18 protein-coding genes are annotated in these 17,341 nt (G+C 60.8%); 7 read left to right on the top strand and 11 right to left on the bottom strand.

What is annotated here, in order from left to right; all coding sequences use genetic code 11:
* Positions 1-8: 8 nt before the first annotated feature.
* On the top strand, positions 9-1,202 hold the full coding sequence (locus tag HX873_RS06815) for a multidrug effflux MFS transporter (RefSeq protein WP_087693476.1): 1,194 nt from the start codon (positions 9-11) through the stop codon (positions 1,200-1,202).
* Between the two features lie 6 nt (positions 1,203-1,208).
* Here HX873_RS06815 and HX873_RS06810 read toward each other — a convergent pair whose 3' ends face one another.
* The 3 genes from HX873_RS06810 to HX873_RS06800 form a co-directional block, all read right to left on the bottom strand.
* Complete coding sequence (locus tag HX873_RS06810; protein WP_003211153.1) at positions 1,209-1,388, bottom strand: hypothetical protein; 180 nt, start codon at positions 1,386-1,388, stop codon at positions 1,209-1,211.
* Positions 1,389-1,533: 145 nt separating this feature from the next.
* On the bottom strand, positions 1,534-2,547 hold the full coding sequence (locus tag HX873_RS06805; protein WP_003211156.1) for a zinc-binding alcohol dehydrogenase family protein: 1,014 nt from the start codon (positions 2,545-2,547) through the stop codon (positions 1,534-1,536).
* 28 nt (positions 2,548-2,575) lie between these two features.
* Complete coding sequence (locus HX873_RS06800; protein ID WP_003211158.1) at positions 2,576-2,869, bottom strand: putative quinol monooxygenase; 294 nt, start codon at positions 2,867-2,869, stop codon at positions 2,576-2,578.
* A 117-nt stretch (positions 2,870-2,986) separates the two neighbouring features.
* Between HX873_RS06800 and HX873_RS06795 the strand changes: the two genes are divergently transcribed.
* Together HX873_RS06795 and HX873_RS06790 are read left to right on the top strand one after the other, a co-directional pair.
* Positions 2,987-3,916, top strand: coding sequence for a LysR family transcriptional regulator (locus HX873_RS06795; protein WP_087693475.1), 930 nt, complete (start codon positions 2,987-2,989; stop codon positions 3,914-3,916).
* Positions 3,917-4,054: 138 nt separating this feature from the next.
* The gene (locus HX873_RS06790; protein ID WP_177122499.1) at positions 4,055-4,747 is read left to right on the top strand and encodes a helix-turn-helix transcriptional regulator; all 693 of its coding nucleotides are present in this window, start codon (positions 4,055-4,057) and stop codon (positions 4,745-4,747) included.
* On the opposite strand, the gene HX873_RS06785 is transcribed toward HX873_RS06790, so the two are convergent.
* On the bottom strand, positions 4,744-5,697 hold the full coding sequence (locus tag HX873_RS06785; RefSeq protein ID WP_177122498.1) for an adenosine deaminase: 954 nt from the start codon (positions 5,695-5,697) through the stop codon (positions 4,744-4,746). The genes HX873_RS06790 and HX873_RS06785 overlap by 4 nt on opposite strands.
* Before the next feature lie 194 nt (positions 5,698-5,891).
* Between HX873_RS06785 and HX873_RS06780 the strand changes: the two genes are divergently transcribed.
* Positions 5,892-6,980 carry a calcium:proton antiporter gene (locus HX873_RS06780; protein WP_003211166.1) on the top strand — a complete coding sequence of 363 codons (1,089 nt, stop codon included), beginning with the start codon at positions 5,892-5,894 and terminating at the stop codon, positions 6,978-6,980.
* A gap of 155 nt (positions 6,981-7,135) precedes the next feature.
* Here the strand turns inward: HX873_RS06780 and HX873_RS06775 are convergent, their stop codons facing one another.
* The 3 genes from HX873_RS06775 to HX873_RS06765 all read right to left on the bottom strand — a co-directional run bounded on the left by HX873_RS06775 (position 7,136) and on the right by HX873_RS06765 (position 9,704).
* On the bottom strand, positions 7,136-8,494 hold the full coding sequence (locus tag HX873_RS06775) for an 8-oxoguanine deaminase (RefSeq protein ID WP_134325676.1): 1,359 nt from the start codon (positions 8,492-8,494) through the stop codon (positions 7,136-7,138).
* Positions 8,495-8,640: 146 nt separating this feature from the next.
* Complete coding sequence (locus HX873_RS06770) at positions 8,641-9,327, bottom strand: SDR family oxidoreductase (protein WP_003211169.1); 687 nt, start codon at positions 9,325-9,327, stop codon at positions 8,641-8,643.
* A gap of 26 nt (positions 9,328-9,353) precedes the next feature.
* Complete coding sequence (locus HX873_RS06765; protein WP_102368021.1) at positions 9,354-9,704, bottom strand: MerR family transcriptional regulator; 351 nt, start codon at positions 9,702-9,704, stop codon at positions 9,354-9,356.
* 83 nt (positions 9,705-9,787) lie between these two features.
* Here HX873_RS06765 and HX873_RS06760 point away from each other — a divergent pair, with 83 nt between their 5' ends.
* Positions 9,788-10,180, top strand: coding sequence for a hypothetical protein (locus HX873_RS06760; protein ID WP_008430778.1), 393 nt, complete (start codon positions 9,788-9,790; stop codon positions 10,178-10,180).
* A gap of 302 nt (positions 10,181-10,482) precedes the next feature.
* Here the strand turns inward: HX873_RS06760 and HX873_RS06755 are convergent, their stop codons facing one another.
* The 4 genes from HX873_RS06755 to HX873_RS06740 all read right to left on the bottom strand — a co-directional run bounded on the left by HX873_RS06755 (position 10,483) and on the right by HX873_RS06740 (position 14,225).
* Entirely contained in the window at positions 10,483-11,064 is a 582-nt protein-coding gene (locus tag HX873_RS06755) for a YigZ family protein (protein ID WP_102368022.1), read from the bottom strand.
* 12 nt (positions 11,065-11,076) lie between these two features.
* Positions 11,077-11,736 carry a TetR/AcrR family transcriptional regulator gene (locus tag HX873_RS06750; protein WP_003211175.1) on the bottom strand — a complete coding sequence of 220 codons (660 nt, stop codon included), beginning with the start codon at positions 11,734-11,736 and terminating at the stop codon, positions 11,077-11,079.
* 87 nt (positions 11,737-11,823) lie between these two features.
* Positions 11,824-13,218, bottom strand: coding sequence for a uracil-xanthine permease family protein (locus HX873_RS06745; RefSeq protein WP_003211176.1), 1,395 nt, complete (start codon positions 13,216-13,218; stop codon positions 11,824-11,826).
* A gap of 86 nt (positions 13,219-13,304) precedes the next feature.
* Entirely contained in the window at positions 13,305-14,225 is a 921-nt protein-coding gene (locus HX873_RS06740) for a LysR family transcriptional regulator (RefSeq protein ID WP_087693467.1), read from the bottom strand.
* A 125-nt stretch (positions 14,226-14,350) separates the two neighbouring features.
* Here HX873_RS06740 and HX873_RS06735 point away from each other — a divergent pair, with 125 nt between their 5' ends.
* Both HX873_RS06735 and HX873_RS06730 read left to right on the top strand, forming a co-directional pair.
* Positions 14,351-15,700 (top strand): aspartate aminotransferase family protein, encoded by a 1,350-nt coding sequence (locus HX873_RS06735; protein ID WP_008430786.1) that lies wholly within the window; start codon positions 14,351-14,353, stop codon positions 15,698-15,700.
* 39 nt (positions 15,701-15,739) lie between these two features.
* Positions 15,740-17,233, top strand: a complete 1,494-nt coding sequence (locus HX873_RS06730) for a CoA-acylating methylmalonate-semialdehyde dehydrogenase (protein WP_003211182.1) — start codon at positions 15,740-15,742, stop codon at positions 17,231-17,233.
* Positions 17,234-17,341 lie beyond the last annotated feature (108 nt).

Here is a 17,341-nt window from a genome sequence, read left to right as displayed (position 1 = left end):
GGTGCCTGATGAACCTTCGTATAATCCTGATCTTGGGGGCCTTGAGCGCGTTCGCGCCGCTGGCCATCGACTTCTACCTGCCGGGGTTCCCGGCCATGGCCGTGGCATTCGGCACCGACGAAAAACATATTCAGCTGACCTTGGCCGTGTACTTCACGGGCCTGGCGATCGGCCAGTTGATCTATGGACCGCTGGCAGACCGTTTTGGCCGGCGCGGGCCGCTGCTCAGCGGCGTCACCCTGTTTACCCTGGCCTCCTTCGCCTGTGCGTACGCGCCGTCCCTGGAATGGCTGATCGGCGCGCGTTTCGTCCAGGCCCTGGGCGGCTGTGCGGGCATGGTGATCTCGCGGGCGGTGGTCAGCGATAAATGCGACGCGGTGGGCTCGGCCAAGGTGTTTTCCCAACTGATGCTGGTCACCGGGCTGGCGCCGATCCTCGCGCCGCTGGCGGGCGGGGTGATGGTTGGCGTCTGGGGCTGGCAGTCGATCTTCCTGGCGCTGACGGTGTTCAGTGTGATGGCGGCCATTGCGGTAGCAGTCGGGCTGCCGGAAAGCTTCCCGGCCCATCAACCGCGCCAGCCGCTGTCAGGTGCACTGCGCCAGTACGGCCGGTTGCTGTCGGACCGGGTGTACCTGGGCTATGCCTTGACCGGCGGCATCTCGATTGCCGGTATGTTTGCCTACATCGCGGGCTCGCCCTTCGTCTTTATCAAGCTTTATGGCGTGCCCGCCGAACACTATGGCTGGGTATTCGGCTCGAATGCCGCGGGCTTTATCCTGGTGGCACAGGTCAATGCGCGTTTGCTCGCGTCGCGTGGTCCGGCATTTTTGCTGTCGCGCACGGTGTGGGTTTACCTGGCGGCGGGTCTGTCGTTGCTGGCAATTACTGCGCTGCGCACGGACGCTTTGTGGCCACTGCTGGTACCGCTGTTTATCTGCATCGCCAGCCTGGGCTGCATTTTGCCCAATACCTCGGCCTGCGCCATGAGCGGGCAGGGCGCTCGGGCCGGCAGCGCGTCGGCGTTGCTCGGCTGCATTCAGTTTGGTGTGGCCGCAGGCGCAGCGTCGTTGGTCGGCGTGCTGCACGACGGCACGGCGATGCCGATGGCAATGGTCATCAGCTTGTGTGGCGTATTGGCCGTAACGTTCGCGATGCTGACCCGGCGCCTGCAGCGCCAACGGGCACTGCAAGCGGCGGACTGATCAGGATCAGCCAGCAGAACGCTGCTGGCTTTCGGGGAATCGGTGAGGCGCCTGGATACGGGTTTGCAGGGTGTCGGCAAACGCGCGGGCCTCGGCCTCACTGCGGAAGGTAAAGGCGTTCTGGTCGAGACGGACCTGCCATTTGTTGCCTTCGGATCTTGCTAGCGCTTTTATCAGGATCTTCATTGCTGACTTCCTCACGTAAATTGCGTGGCAAAGGCGGCCAATATAAACCCGAATACGCTCACAAATATGACAAGGATCAAGTCTCTGACTAGCGGTGTCGTCCATTACTCACATGAATAACAGACGACACTGACAGAACCTTTCGTTAGAACCCTTCCAGCACGATCTTGCCCTTGGCCTTGCCGCTTTCCAGCAGTTCGTGGGCGCGGCGCAGGTTGGCCGCGTTGATCACGCCAAAGTGCTCGCCCACGGTGGTTTTCAGAGTACCGGCGTCGATCAGTTCGGCGACGCGATTGAGCAGGTTGTGCTGCTCGATCATGTCGCTGGTCTCGAACATCGAACGGGTGTACATGAACTCCCAATGCAGCGACAGGCTCTTGCGCTTGAGCTTGCTGACGTCCAATGCCTTGGGATCGTCGATCAGCGCCAGTTTGCCCTGGGGAATCAGCGCTTCCACCAGTTGGTCCAGGTGCTGGTCGGTCTGGGTCAGGCTGGCGACGTAGTTCACCTGCGGATGGCCGGCGTTTTTCAGCTCTTCGCTCAACGGTTTGCTGTGGTCGATCACCAGGTCGGCGCCCAAGTCCTTGGCCCATGCCTGGGTTTCAGGACGGGAGGCGGTGCCGATGACTTTCAGGCCGGTGAGCTGTTTCGCCAGTTGGGTCAGGATCGATCCCACACCACCCGAAGCACCGACAATCAGCAGGCTCTGGCCTTCATCGGCCTTGCCTTCACGCACTTGCAGGCGTTCGAAGAGCAATTCCCAGGCGGTGATGGCGGTCAGCGGCAGTGCAGCAGCGTCGGCAAAACCCAGGGTTTTCGGCATATGGCCGACGATGCGCTCATCGACAGTGTGCAGTTCGCTGTTGCCGCCGGGGCGTACCAGGGAGCCGGCGTAGAACACCTTGTCGCCGACCTTGAACAGGCTGACTTCGCTGCCCACGGCCTTGACCACACCGGCCACGTCCCAGCCCAGCACTTTGGCCGCGCCGTTTTCCGGGGCGACGTTCTGGCGCACCTTGGTGTCCACCGGGTTCACCGAGATGGCTTTGACTTCCACCAGCAGGTCGCGGGGGCCGGCGACCGGTTCGGGCAGTTCGATGTCTTGCAGGGATTTTGGATCGTTGATCGGCAGTGCGGCGTAGTAGGCGATGGCTTTCATGATGGTTTCCAAAAAAGGGGGCGGTTGATCAGGCAATAAACTTCAGGCGCTTGAGTTCGAAATGCTCAAGCACGTCGGCAGCCTTGGTGCGGAAATTCTGGATATGCGCGCTCTGGTCGTGGTCGGCCAGCGCGGCGTCGTCACTCCAGCGTTCGAGCATGTAGAAGGTCTCGGGGTGTTGCAGGTCTTGGTGCAGGTCGTACTGCTGGCAGCCGGCTTCGATGCGGGTCGGTTCCAGCAGCTCGCGCAGCAGGGTTTCCAGGGTGGCCTGTTGGCCGGGTTTGGCGATCAGCGTGGCGATGACGTTAAAGGCAGCAGACATATTCGACTCCAGACACGTGATGAACGGGATGGACAGATGATTGGCTATTTCTCTGGAAGATAAAACCCGCTAAAAGAGCAGTCTCTTTCAATGCTTTTTTGATAATGGGCGGTCGGCGTGCTGCGTTTTGATGACTTGCAGTTGTTTGTGCGTGCGGCAGACCTGGGCAGCCTTTCGGCGGCAGCACGGGTGATGGACATGTCGGCGGCGGTGGCCAGCGCGGCGTTGAAGCGCATCGAGCAGCAGTTGGGCGCACGGTTGTTGGCGCGTTCCACCCGCAGCCTGCGCCTCACGGCCGAGGGCGAAGGCTTCCTGGAGTACGCCCGGGCCGCCTTGAGCAGCCTGGATGAAGGCCGGCGGTTGTTGGCCAGCGGCCAGGATCAGGTCAGCGGGGTGCTTCAACTCTCGGCGCCGTCGGACTTTGGCCGTAACCAGTTGTTGCCCTGGCTCGATGAGTTCCAGCGCGAATACCCCGACCTGAGCGTACGCCTGTTGTTGGGCGACCGGATTGCCGACCTGTTCCGCCAGCCGGTGGATATCGCCCTGCGCTACGGCGAACCCGAAGACTCCAGCCTGATCGCGTTGCCCATCGCCCCGGACAACTGCCGCGTGCTCTGCGCTGCTCCCAGCTATCTGGCGCGGCACGGCGAGCCGCGCCACCTGGAGCAACTGACCCAGCACAATTGCCTGCTGTACATGCTCGGCAGCCGGGTGCATGACCATTGGGGGTTTAACGATGGCAAGCGTGATGTCGGCCTGACGGTGACCGGCGACCGCTTCAGTGATGATGCCGATGTGGTGCGACGCTGGGCGGTGGCGGGGGTAGGTATCGCCTACAAGTCCTGGCTGGATGTCAGCTCGGATGTGCTGGCGGGGCGCCTGCGGCTGATCCTGCCGGAGCTGCGGGGCGAACGTACGCCGCTCAATCTGTTGTGTGCCCATCGCGCGCAACTGAGCAAGCCGATCAATCTTCTGCGGGAAATGCTCGTTGCCCGTTGTGCGACATTGACTGCGCAATTGCCGGAGCGATCAGCCTCTACACCATAACCCCGGGGATATCGGGAAATTTCCTTCAGCTTCTGTCCTTGGTTGCGCTGTAAGACGGCACGGAACCCGGCGTTTTCACGCTTATACTTTTCCGCCAGACGCAGCAGACAAATGATTCAACAGGGAGTGAATGAGCACATGGAACAGGCACCTTGCATCAGTCAGATCGCCACCTTGCTGGCCGACCCGAAACGCACCGCGATGGTGTGGGCATTGATGGACGGCTCGGCCAAACCCTCCGATGAGTTGGCGACACTTGCCGGGCTGTCATCGGCCTCGGCGAATGCGCATCTGACGCGATTGACGGCCGGTGGCCTGTTGCGTGTCGAAGCCCGCAGCGGCAAACGCTTTTTCCGGGTGGCCGCCGCCGATGTGGCGGCCGCCGTGGATGCATTGGCCTGCACCACGATGGCCAGCGTCGCCCGCAGCACGCCCATTCATTCGCGGTCATTGACTGCGCCTGCGGCTTTACGGCGAGCGCGGCTGTGCCATGGTCACCTGGGGGGCGAGCTGGCAGCGGGTTTGTATCAACGGATGATGGCGGCCGGGTGGATCGAGCGCGCGGAACAGCGTACGGACGTGACGCCGTCAGGTGCGCGCAAACTCGCAGCGCTGGGGATTTTTACCCAGGCACTGGCTCAGCCGATCGTGTGCGATTGTTTTGATTGGAGCGAACAGCAGCCACACCTGGGCGGTGCGTTGGGGGCCGCGTTGTTGAAGTTGTGCCTGCAGTCGAACTGGGTCAGCGTGATCAATGAGTCCCAGGCGTTGCAGGTCAGTGAAGCCGGGCAACTGGAAATTGCCCGGCTCGCCAGACCGGTCGGTGATTAAGGCTTGATCAACCGTGCATCCAGGCTGTTTTGCGCCAGGCGTTTGGCCTGGTCCTGGGTCATGCCCAGCGAGGTGTACAGCGCATGGAAGTTCTCGGTGACATAACCGCCGAAGTACGCCGGATCGTCCGAGTTCACCGTCACTTTCACCCCACGCTCAAGCATGTCGAGGATGTTGTGCTGGGACATGTCGTCGAACACGCAGAGCTTGGTGTTGGACAACGGGCACACCGTCAGCGGGATCTGTTCGTCGATGATCCGCTGCATCAGGCGCTCGTCTTCAATGGCGCGTACGCCATGGTCGATACGCTGGATCTTCAGCAGGTCGATGGCTTCCCAGATGTACTCCGGCGGGCCTTCTTCACCGGCGTGGGCGACGGTCAGGAAACCTTCGTGACGGGCACGATCAAACACGCGCTGGAACTTGCTCGGTGGGTGGCCCATTTCCGAGCTGTCCAGGCCCACGGCAACAAACGCATCACGGAATGGCAGTGCCTGGTCGAGGGTTTTTTCGGCCTCTTCTTCGCTCAAGTGGCGCAGGAAGCTCAAGATCAAACCGCTGGTGATGCCCAGTTGTTGCTCGCCGTCTTTCAAGGCGGCGGCAATGCCGTTGAGCACCACTTCGAACGGTACGCCACGGTCGGTGTGGGTCTGTGGGTCGAAGAACGGTTCGGTGTGGATCACGTTCTGCGCCTTGCAGCGCAGCAGGTAGGCCCAGGTCAGGTCGTAGAAATCCTGGGAAGTGCGCAGTACATCGGCGCCCTTGTAGTAGAGGTCGAGAAACTCTTGCAGGTTGTTGAAGGCGTAGGCCTTGCGCAGGGTTTCGACGTCGTTCCACGGCAGCGCGATCTTGTTGCGTTCGGCCAGGGCGAACAGCAGCTCAGGCTCCAGCGAGCCTTCCAGGTGCAGGTGCAATTCAGCCTTGGGCAGGGCGTTGAGCCAATCGTACATTTATAAATTCTCATCAGGTGCAATGGCGGCATTCTACAGGCGCACGCCGAAATAATCGGCAAAACCTGACCAAGCGGTGAGCATCCACAGGCACCGTGCAAGCAGTGCATGAACTAAGGTGTAACGAAACGTTAGCGGCGCGGTGCAGTCTGTACCCCATCAATGACGGATTCGCCGCGTTCAAAAGGCCTGCAATGCTCACATCTATCAAGCAAGAAAAATTCATGCTGCTGGCGCTGATTGCCGCCATCGCTGCCTACCCGCTGGAGCACTGGATGCTGCACAGCGGGCAGATGGTGGCGCTGTTGGCTGGCATAGCGCTGATCGGCTTTATCGTCGTGGCCTCGATGCGCGTGGCCCATCACGCCGAGCAACTGGCGGAAAAGGTCGGCGACCCCTACGGCACCATGATCCTGACCCTCGCCGCCGTGCTGGTGGAAGTGGTGATCCTGGCGATCATGATGAGCAACGAGCCCTCGCCGACCCTGGTGCGCGACACCATTTATTCGGCGGTGATGCTCGACATCAACGGCATCCTCGGCCTGGCCGCGCTGATGGGCGGCATCAAGCATGGTGAACAGTCCTACAACGACGATTCGGCGCGCACCTACAGCGTGATGATCCTTACCGCCATGGGTGTGTCGATGGTGGTGCCGGAATTTATCCCCGAGGCCGACTGGAAAATTTACTCGGCCTTCACCATCGGCGCGATGGTAGTGCTCTACACGTTGTTCCTGCGGATGCAGGTGGGGCCCCACAGTTATTTCTTCAGCTACAGCTACCCGGAAAAACGCCGCAAGAAACAGCCGGAAGAAGAGTCGCCGCCGATCAACCTGGCGTTTTCCATCGGGACGTTGGTGTTTGGCGTGATCGTGATTGGCGCGTTGGCCGAGGTGATGTCCAAGACCCTCGACCTGGGCCTGGAAGGCACGGGGGCTCCACCGGTAATCACGGCGATCATCGTGGCCGCGATTTCCGCCGCCCCGGAGATTTTGACCGCGTTGCGCGCAGCGCTGGCCAACCGCATGCAGTCGGTGGTGAACATCGCGCTGGGGGCTTCACTGTCGACGGTGATTTTGACCGTGCCGGTGATGGAAGCCATGGCCTTGTACACCGGCCAGCCGTTTCAGATGGCGATGACGCCGGTGCAGACCGTGATGGTGTTTATCACGCTGATTGTCAGTGCGATCAACCTCAACGATGGCGAAACCAACGCCATCGAAGGGATGACCCATTTTGTGTTGTTTGCGACGTTTATCATGCTGTCGCTGCTTGGACTGTAACCAATCCTGAAAACGCCGCAGAAATAATTGTGGAAACCGGGCTTGTGTGGGAGCGGGCTTGCTCGCGAATACGGAGTGTCAGTCGCCAGATATGTTGACTGACCCAACGCATTCGCGAGCAAGCCCGCTCCCACATTTGAAAAGTGTTTCTTCAATTAAGTCCGGTTGATCAGTTCCCGCGCCGCCTGGCTGTGATCGGCAATCAAGCCTTTCAGGTCCAGGCCCTCGACCTGCCCGTCGATCACCCGCCATTTGCCGCCGACCATCACCCGGTCCGCTCGGTCGGCGCCACACAGCAGCAGCGCCGAGATCGGGTCATGGCTGCCGGAGAAGCGCAGTTCATCGAGCTTGAACAACGCCAGGTCAGCCTGTTTGCCTACGGCCAGTTCGCCGATGTCGCTGCGACCGAGTAACTGCGCCGAACCTTTTGTCGCCCAACCCAACACCCGTTCCGGGGTGATCTTCTCTGCCCCGTAACGCAGGCGCTGGATGTACAGGGCCTGGCGCGTTTCGAGGATCATGTTCGACGCATCATTGGACGCCGAACCGTCCACCCCCAGGCCAATCGGTGCGCCGGCGGCCAGCAGGTCCAGCGTTGGGCATATGCCGGAAGCCAGGCGCATGTTCGAGCTCGGGCAATGGCAGATGCCGGTACCGGCAGCTCCGAGGCGTGCGATTTCTTCCGGGTTGAAGTGAATCCCGTGGGCCAGCCACGTGCGCGGGCCTAGCCAGCCGACGCTGTCGAGGTAATCCACGGTGCGCAGGCCGAAACGCTGCAGGCAGAAGTCTTCTTCGTCGAGGGTTTCCGCCAGGTGGGTATGCAGGCGCACGTCGAGGTTGTTGGCCAGCTCGGCGCTGGCTTCCATGATTTCCGGGGTGACGGAAAACGGCGAGCAGGGCGCCAGGGCGATCTGGATTTGTGCGCCGTCACCGCGCTCGTGGTACTGGCGGATCAGGCGGCGGCTGTCTTCCAGAATCACTTCGCCTTGCTGCACGGTTTGTTGCGGTGGCAGCCCGCCGTCGGCCTCGCCCAGGCTCATGGAGCCGCGGGTGAGCATGGCGCGCATGCCCAGATCGCGCACGCTGTCGACTTGCACGTCGATCGCCTGTTCCAGGCCGTCCGGGAACAGGTAGTGGTGGTCTGCCGCCGTGGTGCAGCCCGAGAGCAGCAGTTCGGCCAGGGCCACTTTGCTCGCCAGCGCGAGTTTTTCCGGGGTGAGTCGGGCCCAGACCGGATACAGGGTTTTCAGCCAGGGAAACAGCGGCTGGTTGACCACCGGCGCCCAGGCGCGGGTCAGGGTTTGATAGAAGTGATGGTGGGTGTTGATCAGCCCCGGAAGCACCACATGCTCGCGGGCATCAAAGACTTGCCCACAGGGTATTGAGGGTTCTCGGCCCCAGCCCAGCACTTCGGTGATCACACCGTCTTGCAGCACCAGGCCGCCACGGGCGTCGAGGCCATTGGCAGTGAAAATCGCGAGGGGGTTTTTTAACCAGATACGGGTCGCAGGCATTGGCCGGCTCCTCTGAATGATGGGTTCAGGTTTGCCAGCTCAGTGTTGCCCTGTCTGCTGATCCAGGGTCGCCGGGGAGGGCGAGGTGCGCAGTTTACGTGTGGATCGTTATCGACGGCAATCGGCCGATAACGATCCCGGTTTTTTTACCAGGCGATGGTGTCGCCCTTGTAGTCCACAAAGTGATGGCCGCCCTTGCCGGTGTAGGCATTCACCTGGTCAACCAGGCCGCGCACGCTGGTGGGCACGTCGATGTGGGCATTTTCGCCACCCATGTCGGTTTTCACCCAGCCCGGGTGCAACGACAGCACGGTCAGTTTCTGATCACCCAATTGGGTGACGAAGCTGTTGGTCATGGAGTTGAGGGCGGCCTTGCTGGCCTTGTACAGCGCCAGGTCCGAGCCGTCGGGAATGGTGACACTGCCCAGGATCGAACTCATGAAGGCCAGCACGCCGGTGCCTGGGCGGATCTGCCCGACAAAACGCTGGGCCAGGTTGATCGGCGCCACGGCGTTGGTGAAAAACAGTTGGCCGACTTCAGCCAGGGTGGCGTGGCCCGGTTCCTGGTTGGCCGGGCCTTTGACACCGGCATTGACGAACAGCAGGTCGAAGGTTTTTTCCTTGAGACGCTGGCTGAGGGCGATTACCGCCTGCTGGTCATCCATGTCGAGCTTTTCGATCTGCACCTCGCCCAAGGCCTTCAAGGCATCGGCCTTTTGCGGGTCGCGCACGGTGGCGGTCACCTCCCAGCCGTCCGCCAGCAGTTGCTTGGCCAGGCCAAGGCCCAGGCCCCGGGAGGCGCCGATAATCAGTGCGGTTTTTGAAGTGGACATGAATGGCTTCCTTTGACGGTGGAGGTTCACGGGTTCAGTGGACAACGCTGGCCGAGCCTTTGCTGCAACTCCTGGCGCAGTTGGTCGAGTTCGGCGATGCGGGTTTCGATCAGGTGGAGCTTGTCTTGCAGGAGCTGGGTCACGGCGCTGTCGGGGTCTGGAGCTTGCCATAATGCGCCGACGCTGTTGCCGATTTCACCCAGGCTGAAGCCCAGGCGCTGGGCGGTCTTGATGTACAGCACCAGTTGCACCATGTCGGCGGGGTAGTCACGGTAACCGTTGGCACTGCGTTGCGCGGCAATCAGCCCGCGTTGCTCGTAGAAACGCAGGGTGTCGCGACTGACCTGGCTGGCCTGGGCTAATTCGCCGATACGCATGTAGAGGGCTCAAGGGGGCTTGACCTTGGAGCTTACTCCAGGCTTTAGCCTGCTGGCTTCTTGAATTTAAGGAGCTTACGGCTATGTGGACCGCACACCAATACCGTCGACTGGTTCGGGCCAGCGGTTGGTACGACCTGATCGTCACCGCCGCACTGGTCACACCCTGGACGTTTGTCCTGCTGCATAACGCCCTGGTGGCGTTGAACCTGCCCGGCGAGCTGCCGCCGTTCGCGCCTGTGCATATGTTGATGGCGAACCTGATGGGCTCGATTGTCTGCGTGTGGTCGGTGCTGCGAATCCGCGACCCACAAGCGATCTTTGGCCGCTACGACGCCGCCGGCCGAGTGCTGTTTGCCACCTGGCAGATCTACGCGCTGGCCCATGGTGCCAGTACTGTATTGGTGATTGTCGTGGTGTTTGAAGTGCTGTGGGCGGTGGCTCAGTTGATACCGGTGCGCCGAGCAGCAAGTTGATCAAAAAACGCTCAGTTGTGCCGGAACGTTGCAGGCTCTGCTGCGGGGTGACTCTTGCACGGGTTATCCACAGGTTGCTCCACAGTAATTGTGCGCAAGCGTGACCGGTGGATATAAGCGCTGTGGCCCTTTGTTCTAAAGGACATAACCCGCCTAACTGACTGTTTTTGAGCTGGATTAATACTTTCGTGCAGTGCCTTGAACAAAAACTGTACAACCGTCTGAAACCCTTGTGACAGAAGGGTTACAGGCGAGTGTGCTCAGGTTATCCACAGGCAGGTGCACAGTAGATGTGGGCAGTTTCAGCGCTCCAGCAGAATGCGCCCGCGACTCAGGTCGGCGAGCTGCGCTTGCAGGGTGTCGATATGTGCCTCGCCGAGGGCCAGCTGCAGGTCGACGCCATTGGCGGTGAAGGTTTCTTCCATCACCAGCCCACCCAGTTCGGCCACTCGCAGCTTCACCAACTGCAGCTCGGCAAAACCACAGGAGCAGCTCAGCGGCACCCGTTTGATCAGCTCGACGCGTTCGGCGGCTTGCAGGCATTTGTTCGCGCCGCCGCCATAGGCGCGGGCCAGGCCGCCGGTGCCCAGTTGGATGCCGCCGTACCAGCGGATCACCAGCACCACGACCTGGTCGCAATCCTGCGCTTCGATCGCGGCCAGGATCGGGCGCCCGGCCGTCCCGCCGGGTTCGCCGTCGTCGTTGCTGCGGTATTGATCGCCGAGTTTCCAGGCCCAGCAGTTGTGCGTGGCGTTCAGGTCGCTGTGCTGGTCGATGAAGGCCTGGGCGTCCTGGGGGCTGCTGATCGGGGCGGCGAGGGTAATGAAGCGGCTTTTGCGAATTTCTTCGCGAAACTCGCAAAGGCCGGTAAGCGTGAAAGGCATGGGTAACTTCGTTTAGAGGGCCGGCTTGATGCCACAGCCTTTGAGAATGATGTGGATCAGGTTGGTGCCGGCGTCTTCCATGTCCTGCTTGGTCAGCTTGGTGCGCCCGGTCACGCGGCAGATCTGGGTGGCAAAGTCGGCGTAATGCTGGGTGCTGCCCCACAGCAGGAAGATCAGGTGCACCGGGTCGATAGGGTCCATCTTGCCGGCGTCGATCCAGGCCTGGAATACCGCCGCACGGCCGCTGAACCAGGCGCGGTAGTCCTGGCTGAAATATTCGGTCAGGCACTCACCGCCGCTGATGATCTCCATCGCGAAGATCCGTGAGGCTTGTGGCTGGCGCCGGGAGAATTCCATCTTGGTGCGGATATAGCGGGTCAGGGCGGCCGCCGGGTCATCCTCGGCGGTCAGGGTGTTGAAGGTGCTGTCCCACAATTCGAGGATGTTGCTGAGCACCGCGATGTACAGGCCCAGCTTGTTGGTGAAGTAGTAGTGCAAGTTGGCTTTCGGCAACCCGGCACTCGCCGCGATGGTGTTCATGCTGGTGCCTTTGTAGCCATGACGGGCGAACTCGTCTTCGGCGGCCTGCAAAATCGCTTGTTCGTTCTTTTGGCGAATGCGGCTTGCAGGTTTTCCGGCGTGGTTGCTGTGGGCAGGAACTTCGAGGCTCATGGAGGTTTCCGTGCAGATCGATGAATGCGACGTGTGCACAGATAACCCACCCTCAAGCCCCAGACAAGTCCCGATACGATAAAACCCTTAAAGCGGCTCCAGAGTGTCGCTTTCCAGGGTCCGGTTTGCGGCATCCACGGGAGCCTTGGCTTCAGGTAGCAGCAGGCACAATACGATGGCGGTCAGGCCGCCGCTGGTGATGGCCGAGTCGAACAGGTTCTGCACCAGGGTTGGCATCAGGTGCAGCAGGTTCGGTTGCGCCGCGATTCCCAGGCCGACGCCGAACGAGGTGGCGATGATCAGCATGCTGCGCCGATCCAGCGGGGCCTGGGCGAGAATGCGCACGCCGGCCGCCGCTACGCTGCCGAACATCACCAGGGTTGCGCCGCCCAGCACCGGCTTGGGGATTTGCTGCAGCACCGCACCAATCAACGGAAACAGCCCGAGGCAAAACAGTACCGCGCCGATGTACAAGCCGACGTAACGGCTGGCCACGCCGGTCAGCTGGATCACGCCGTTGTTCTGGGCGAATGTGGTGTTGGGAAAGGCACTGAAGGTGGCTGCGATCATGCAACTGATGCCATCTCCCAGTACGCCACCCTTGAGTCGGCTTATATAGGAAGGGCCGCTGATGGGCTGGCGGGCGATCATGCAATTGGCAGTGAGGTCGCCGACGGTTTCGATGGTGCTGATCAGATAAATCAGTGCTACCGGCAGGAAAGCGCTCCAATCGAAGTTGAAACCGAAGTGGAACGGTGTAGGCAGGCTGATCAATGGCAAGTCAGGCAAGGCTTGGGGCACCAACTTGCCGCTGAACCAGGCGGCGAGGCTGCCCAGTGCGAGGCCGATGATGATGGCGGAGAGCCGTACCCATGGCGTGTTCGAGCGGTTGAGCAGGATGATGGTCAGTACCACGAACAGGCCGAGTGCCAGGTTGGTTGGCGCGCCGAAGTCCGGGGCATTGAAGCCGCCTCCAAGGTCAGTGATGCCGACCTTGATCAGGCTGATGCCGATCAGTGTGATGACGATGCCGGTCACCAGCGGCGTGATTACCCTTTTGAGCTGACCGATGAAACGGCTCAACACGACCTGCACTGCGGCGCCGAAGAAGCAGATACCGAAAATCATCGCCAGGATGTCTTCCGGGCTGCCGCCGCGTTGCTTGACCAGAAACCCGGCCGACAATACGGCGCCGAGAAACGCGAAGCTGGTGCCCTGCAGGCAGATCATCCCGGCGCCAATGCCAAACGGCCTGCGCGCCTGGATGAAGGTGCCCACACCGGAAACCATCAATGCCATGCTGATCAGGTAGGGCAGGTGGGCGGTCAGGCCCAGGGTAGAGCCGATGATCAGCGGCGGGGTGATGATGCCGACGAAGGCAGCCAACACATGCTGCAACGCGGCAAGCAATGCAGGCAAAGGTTTGGGCCGATCGTTGAGGCCGTAGATCAGGTCGCTGGGGGTGTTGGATTCTGGCGGCATGGCGGGGAACTCATGGCTGACGGTTCGAGATCCCCTTGTCTTGCAAAAAGCTGTCCAGTTGCTCAGGTTTTTCTGTAAGGCCCGTGTTAGCGCGTTGCGGCCAGGCTTTCGAGGAAGCTTTCCAGCACCAAATGAGGGCGACGGCCCTTGCGCGTGACCGAAGCGAGGCTCAAATCGTAAAAACGTGTAGCCGGTTTCAGCGCGCGCAGTCGGCCTTGTTGTACCCACAGGCTGGCGTAGTGGTCGGGCAGGTAGCCGATGTAGCGGCCGGTGAGGATCAGGAAGGCCATGCCTTCGCGGTCCGAGGCGCTGGCGGTGCAATTGAGTGCCTGGTAGTGCGCCTGGATATCCGCGGGCAGGCGGAAGGTTGGGGCGATGGCGTCCTGGCTGTTGACGCGGTCGTCGTCCAGTTGCTTGTCGTCGGCGTAAAACAGCGGGTGGCCCACTGCGCAATAGAGCAGCGAGCGTTCGCTGTACAGCGGCTGGTATTCAAGTCCCGACAAGGCGCTGGCCTGGGGGACTACGCCGACATGCAGGCGGCCGTCGAGCACCCCTTGTTCGACTTCATTGGGGGCGATCATGCGGATCTGGATCTGTACATCCGGACCGCGTTCCTTCAACTGTGCCAACGCGTGGGTGATACGCATGTGGGGCAGGGTGACCAGGTTGTCGGTCAGGCCGATGATCAGCTCGCCGCGCAAGTGTTGGTGCAGACCGTTGACCTCGGTGCGAAAACTTTCCAGGGCGCTGAGCAGCTGCAGTGCCGACTGGTAAACCTCGCGTCCTTCCTCGGTCAGGGAAAACCCCGCCCGCCCGCGTTGGCACAGGCGCAGGCCAAGGCGCTGTTCAAGATCGCTCATCTGCTGGCTGATGGCCGAGCGGCCAATCCCCAGTACGGTTTCCGCCGCCGAGAAGCCACCGCACTCCACCACACTGCGAAAGATGCGCAACAGGCGGATATCGAAGTCGCTGACTTGGGCCAGTGGGTCGGGTCGACGGCTGCTCATAGTTTAGTGAAGGCCTGACTGAAGGTTAGAAGAGTTGGATTTCACCGACTTTATCCCCGTGGCAATTTAGCTGCAACAACGCTTTTCAATCCCGACGCTGCCTTTTGCCTTGCGAGGTTTTGCTCATGAACATGCCCGAAAACGCTCCGTCCACCCTGGCCAGCCAATTGAAGCTGGACGCGCACTGGATGCCGTACACCGCCAACCGCAACTTTCATCGTGACCCGCGCCTGATCGTGGCAGCTGAAGGCAGCTGGTTGACCGATGACAAGGGGCGCAAGGTGTATGACTCGCTGTCGGGTCTGTGGACCTGCGGCGCCGGGCACACTCGCAAGGAAATCCAGGAAGCGGTCTCCAAGCAACTGGGTACGTTGGACTACTCGCCGGGCTTCCAATACGGTCATCCGTTGTCGTTCCAGCTGGCAGAAAAGATTACCGACCTGACCCCGGGTAACCTGAACCATGTGTTCTTCACCGACTCCGGCTCCGAGTGTGCCGATACCGCGGTGAAGATGGTGCGTGCGTACTGGCGCCTGAAAGGCCAGGCGACCAAGACCAAGATGATCGGCCGTGCCCGTGGTTATCACGGCGTGAACATCGCCGGTACCAGCCTGGGCGGCGTGAACGGTAACCGTAAGATTTTTGGTCAGGGGCTGATGGATGTTGACCATCTGCCTCACACCCTGTTGGCGAGCAATGCGTTCTCCCGTGGCATGCCGGAGCTGGGCGGGATTGCCTTGGCGGACGAGCTGCTCAAGCTGATCGAGTTGCACGATGCGTCGAACATCGCTGCGGTGTTTGTTGAACCGATGGCGGGCTCTGCCGGCGTGCTGGTTCCGCCGCAGGGTTACCTGAAGCGTCTGCGTGAGATCTGCGATCAGCACAACATCCTGTTGGTGTTCGATGAAGTGATCACCGGCTTCGGTCGTACCGGTTCGATGTTTGGTGCTGACAGCTTCGGTGTGACCCCGGACCTGATGTGCATTGCCAAGCAAGTCACCAACGGCGCGATCCCGATGGGCGCGGTGATTGCCAGCACCGAGATTTATCAGACGTTCATGAATCAGGCGACGCCTGAGTACGCGGTGGAATTCCCGCACGGCTACACCTACTCGGCCCACCCGGTTGCCTGCGCGGCTGGCTTGGCGGCACTCGACCTGCTGCAGAAGGAAAACCTGGTGCAGAGCGTGGCCGAAGTCGCACCGCATTTCGAGAATGCGCTGCACGGCCTGAAGGGCAGCAAGAACGTGATCGACATTCGTAACTATGGCCTGGCCGGTGCGATCCAGATTGCCCCGCGTGATGGTGATGCCATCGTGCGTCCGTTCGAAGCGGGCATGGCCTTGTGGAAAGCCGGCTTCTACGTGCGCTTTGGCGGCGACACCCTGCAGTTCGGCCCAACCTTCAACAGCAAGCCGCAGGACCTGGATCGCTTGTTCGATGCGGTCGGCGAAGTGCTGAACAAGATCGACTGATTCCTCCTTCTATATAGAACAACTTTTCAGGAGCCCTGCATGAGCCTCATCCAGCATTTGATCAACGGCCAATTGGTCACCGAAAACGGTCGCACTGCCGACGTGTACAACCCGTCGACTGGCCAGGTGATTCACCAGGTGCCGTTGGCCAGCCGTGAAACCATTCAAAGCGCCATCGATTCGGCCAAGGCGGCTTTCCCAGCCTGGCGTAATACGCCACCGGCCAAGCGTGCCCAGGTGATGTTTCGTTTCAAGCAATTGCTTGAGCAGAACGAAGCGCGTATCTCCCAGCTGATCAGCGAAGAGCATGGCAAGACCCTGGAAGATGCGGCTGGTGAACTCAAGCGCGGGATCGAGAACGTGGAGTACGCGTGCTCGGCACCGGAAATCCTCAAGGGCGAGTACAGCCGTAACGTTGGCCCGAATATCGATGCCTGGTCTGACTTCCAGCCGTTGGGTGTGGTGGCCGGTATTACGCCGTTCAACTTCCCGGCGATGGTGCCGTTGTGGATGTATCCGCTGGCGATCGTCTGCGGTAACTGCTTCATCCTCAAGCCGTCGGAGCGTGATCCAAGCTCGACGCTGCTGATTGCACAACTGTTGCAGGAAGCTGGCTTGCCTAAAGGCGTGCTGAGTGTGGTGCATGGCGATAAAGGCGCGGTGGATGCGTTGATCGAAGCGCCGGAAGTCAAGGCGTTGAGCTTTGTCGGCTCGACGCCGATCGCCGAGTACATCTATTCCGAAGCCACCAAGCGCGGCAAGCGTGTACAGGCGTTGGGCGGGGCGAAGAACCATGCGGTGCTGATGCCGGATGCGGATCTCGATAACGCTGTCAGTGCCTTGATGGGCGCGGCGTATGGTTCGTGCGGTGAGCGTTGCATGGCGATCTCTGTTGCCGTGTGTGTCGGCGACCAGGTGGCTGACGCATTGGTCGCCAAGCTGGTGCCGCAGATCAAGGCGCTGAAGATTGGTGCGGGCACCACGTGTGGATTGGACATGGGGCCGCTGGTCACTGGCCAGGCGCGCGATAAAGTCAGTGGCTATATAGAGGACGGCGTTTCTTCGGGTGCTGAGTTGGTCGTCGATGGTCGTGGCCTGAGTATTGCCGGTAATGAAGATGGCTTCTTCCTGGGGGGCAGTTTGTTCGACCGCGTGACCCCGCAGATGCGCATCTATAAAGAAGAGATCTTCGGGCCGGTGCTGTGTGTGGTTCGGGTGAACAGCCTGGAAGCGGCCATGCAGTTGATCAACGATCACGAGTACGGCAACGGCACCTGTATCTTCACCCGTGACGGTGAGGCGGCGCGGTTGTTCTGTGACGAGATTGAAGTGGGTATGGTTGGCGTCAACGTGCCGTTGCCGGTGCCGGTGGCTTATCACAGCTTTGGTGGCTGGAAGCGCTCGCTGTTTGGCGACTTGCATGCCTATGGGCCGGATGGGGTGCGGTTCTATACGCGTCGCAAGGCGATTACCCAGCGCTGGCCGCAACGGGCCAGTCATGAGGCGTCGCAGTTTGCCTTTCCAAGCTTGTAGGTTCGGTAAGTAGAAGGCCGGCCCCTTGGGGCCGGCCTTTGCTTTTCAGGGCATTTTTGACCGATATGACAGTATTGTGAAAAAAGGTGTTGACGGCAGATTCTGGAA

It is taken from the genome of Pseudomonas sp. P7758 (genome assembly GCF_013386485.1).
Taxonomy (GTDB): Bacteria; Pseudomonadota; Gammaproteobacteria; order Pseudomonadales; family Pseudomonadaceae; genus Aquipseudomonas.
Note: the sequence above shows the minus strand (reverse complement) of the source record. Positions and strands in the feature narration are given on the sequence as shown.

Coding starts and splice junctions, on each gene's coding strand:
- HX873_RS06780 (WP_003211166.1), top strand. CDS start 5,892: ATGCTCACATCTATCAAGCAAGAAAAATTCATGCTGCTGGCGCTGATT.
- HX873_RS06775 (WP_134325676.1), bottom strand. CDS start 8,494: ATGCCTGCGACCCGTATCTGGTTAAAAAACCCCCTCGCGATTTTCACT.
- HX873_RS06750 (WP_003211175.1), bottom strand. CDS start 11,736: ATGAGCCTCGAAGTTCCTGCCCACAGCAACCACGCCGGAAAACCTGCA.
- HX873_RS06745 (WP_003211176.1), bottom strand. CDS start 13,218: ATGCCGCCAGAATCCAACACCCCCAGCGACCTGATCTACGGCCTCAAC.
- HX873_RS06790 (WP_177122499.1), top strand. CDS start 4,055: ATGGAACAGGCACCTTGCATCAGTCAGATCGCCACCTTGCTGGCCGAC.
- HX873_RS06805 (WP_003211156.1), bottom strand. CDS start 2,547: ATGAAAGCCATCGCCTACTACGCCGCACTGCCGATCAACGATCCAAAA.
- HX873_RS06770 (WP_003211169.1), bottom strand. CDS start 9,327: ATGTCCACTTCAAAAACCGCACTGATTATCGGCGCCTCCCGGGGCCTG.
- HX873_RS06730 (WP_003211182.1), top strand. CDS start 15,740: ATGAGCCTCATCCAGCATTTGATCAACGGCCAATTGGTCACCGAAAAC.
- HX873_RS06815 (WP_087693476.1), top strand. CDS start 9: ATGAACCTTCGTATAATCCTGATCTTGGGGGCCTTGAGCGCGTTCGCG.
- HX873_RS06800 (WP_003211158.1), bottom strand. CDS start 2,869: ATGTCTGCTGCCTTTAACGTCATCGCCACGCTGATCGCCAAACCCGGC.
- HX873_RS06810 (WP_003211153.1), bottom strand. CDS start 1,388: ATGAAGATCCTGATAAAAGCGCTAGCAAGATCCGAAGGCAACAAATGG.
- HX873_RS06760 (WP_008430778.1), top strand. CDS start 9,788: ATGTGGACCGCACACCAATACCGTCGACTGGTTCGGGCCAGCGGTTGG.
- HX873_RS06755 (WP_102368022.1), bottom strand. CDS start 11,064: ATGCCTTTCACGCTTACCGGCCTTTGCGAGTTTCGCGAAGAAATTCGC.
- HX873_RS06740 (WP_087693467.1), bottom strand. CDS start 14,225: ATGAGCAGCCGTCGACCCGACCCACTGGCCCAAGTCAGCGACTTCGAT.
- HX873_RS06735 (WP_008430786.1), top strand. CDS start 14,351: ATGAACATGCCCGAAAACGCTCCGTCCACCCTGGCCAGCCAATTGAAG.
- HX873_RS06765 (WP_102368021.1), bottom strand. CDS start 9,704: ATGCGTATCGGCGAATTAGCCCAGGCCAGCCAGGTCAGTCGCGACACC.
- HX873_RS06785 (WP_177122498.1), bottom strand. CDS start 5,697: ATGTACGATTGGCTCAACGCCCTGCCCAAGGCTGAATTGCACCTGCAC.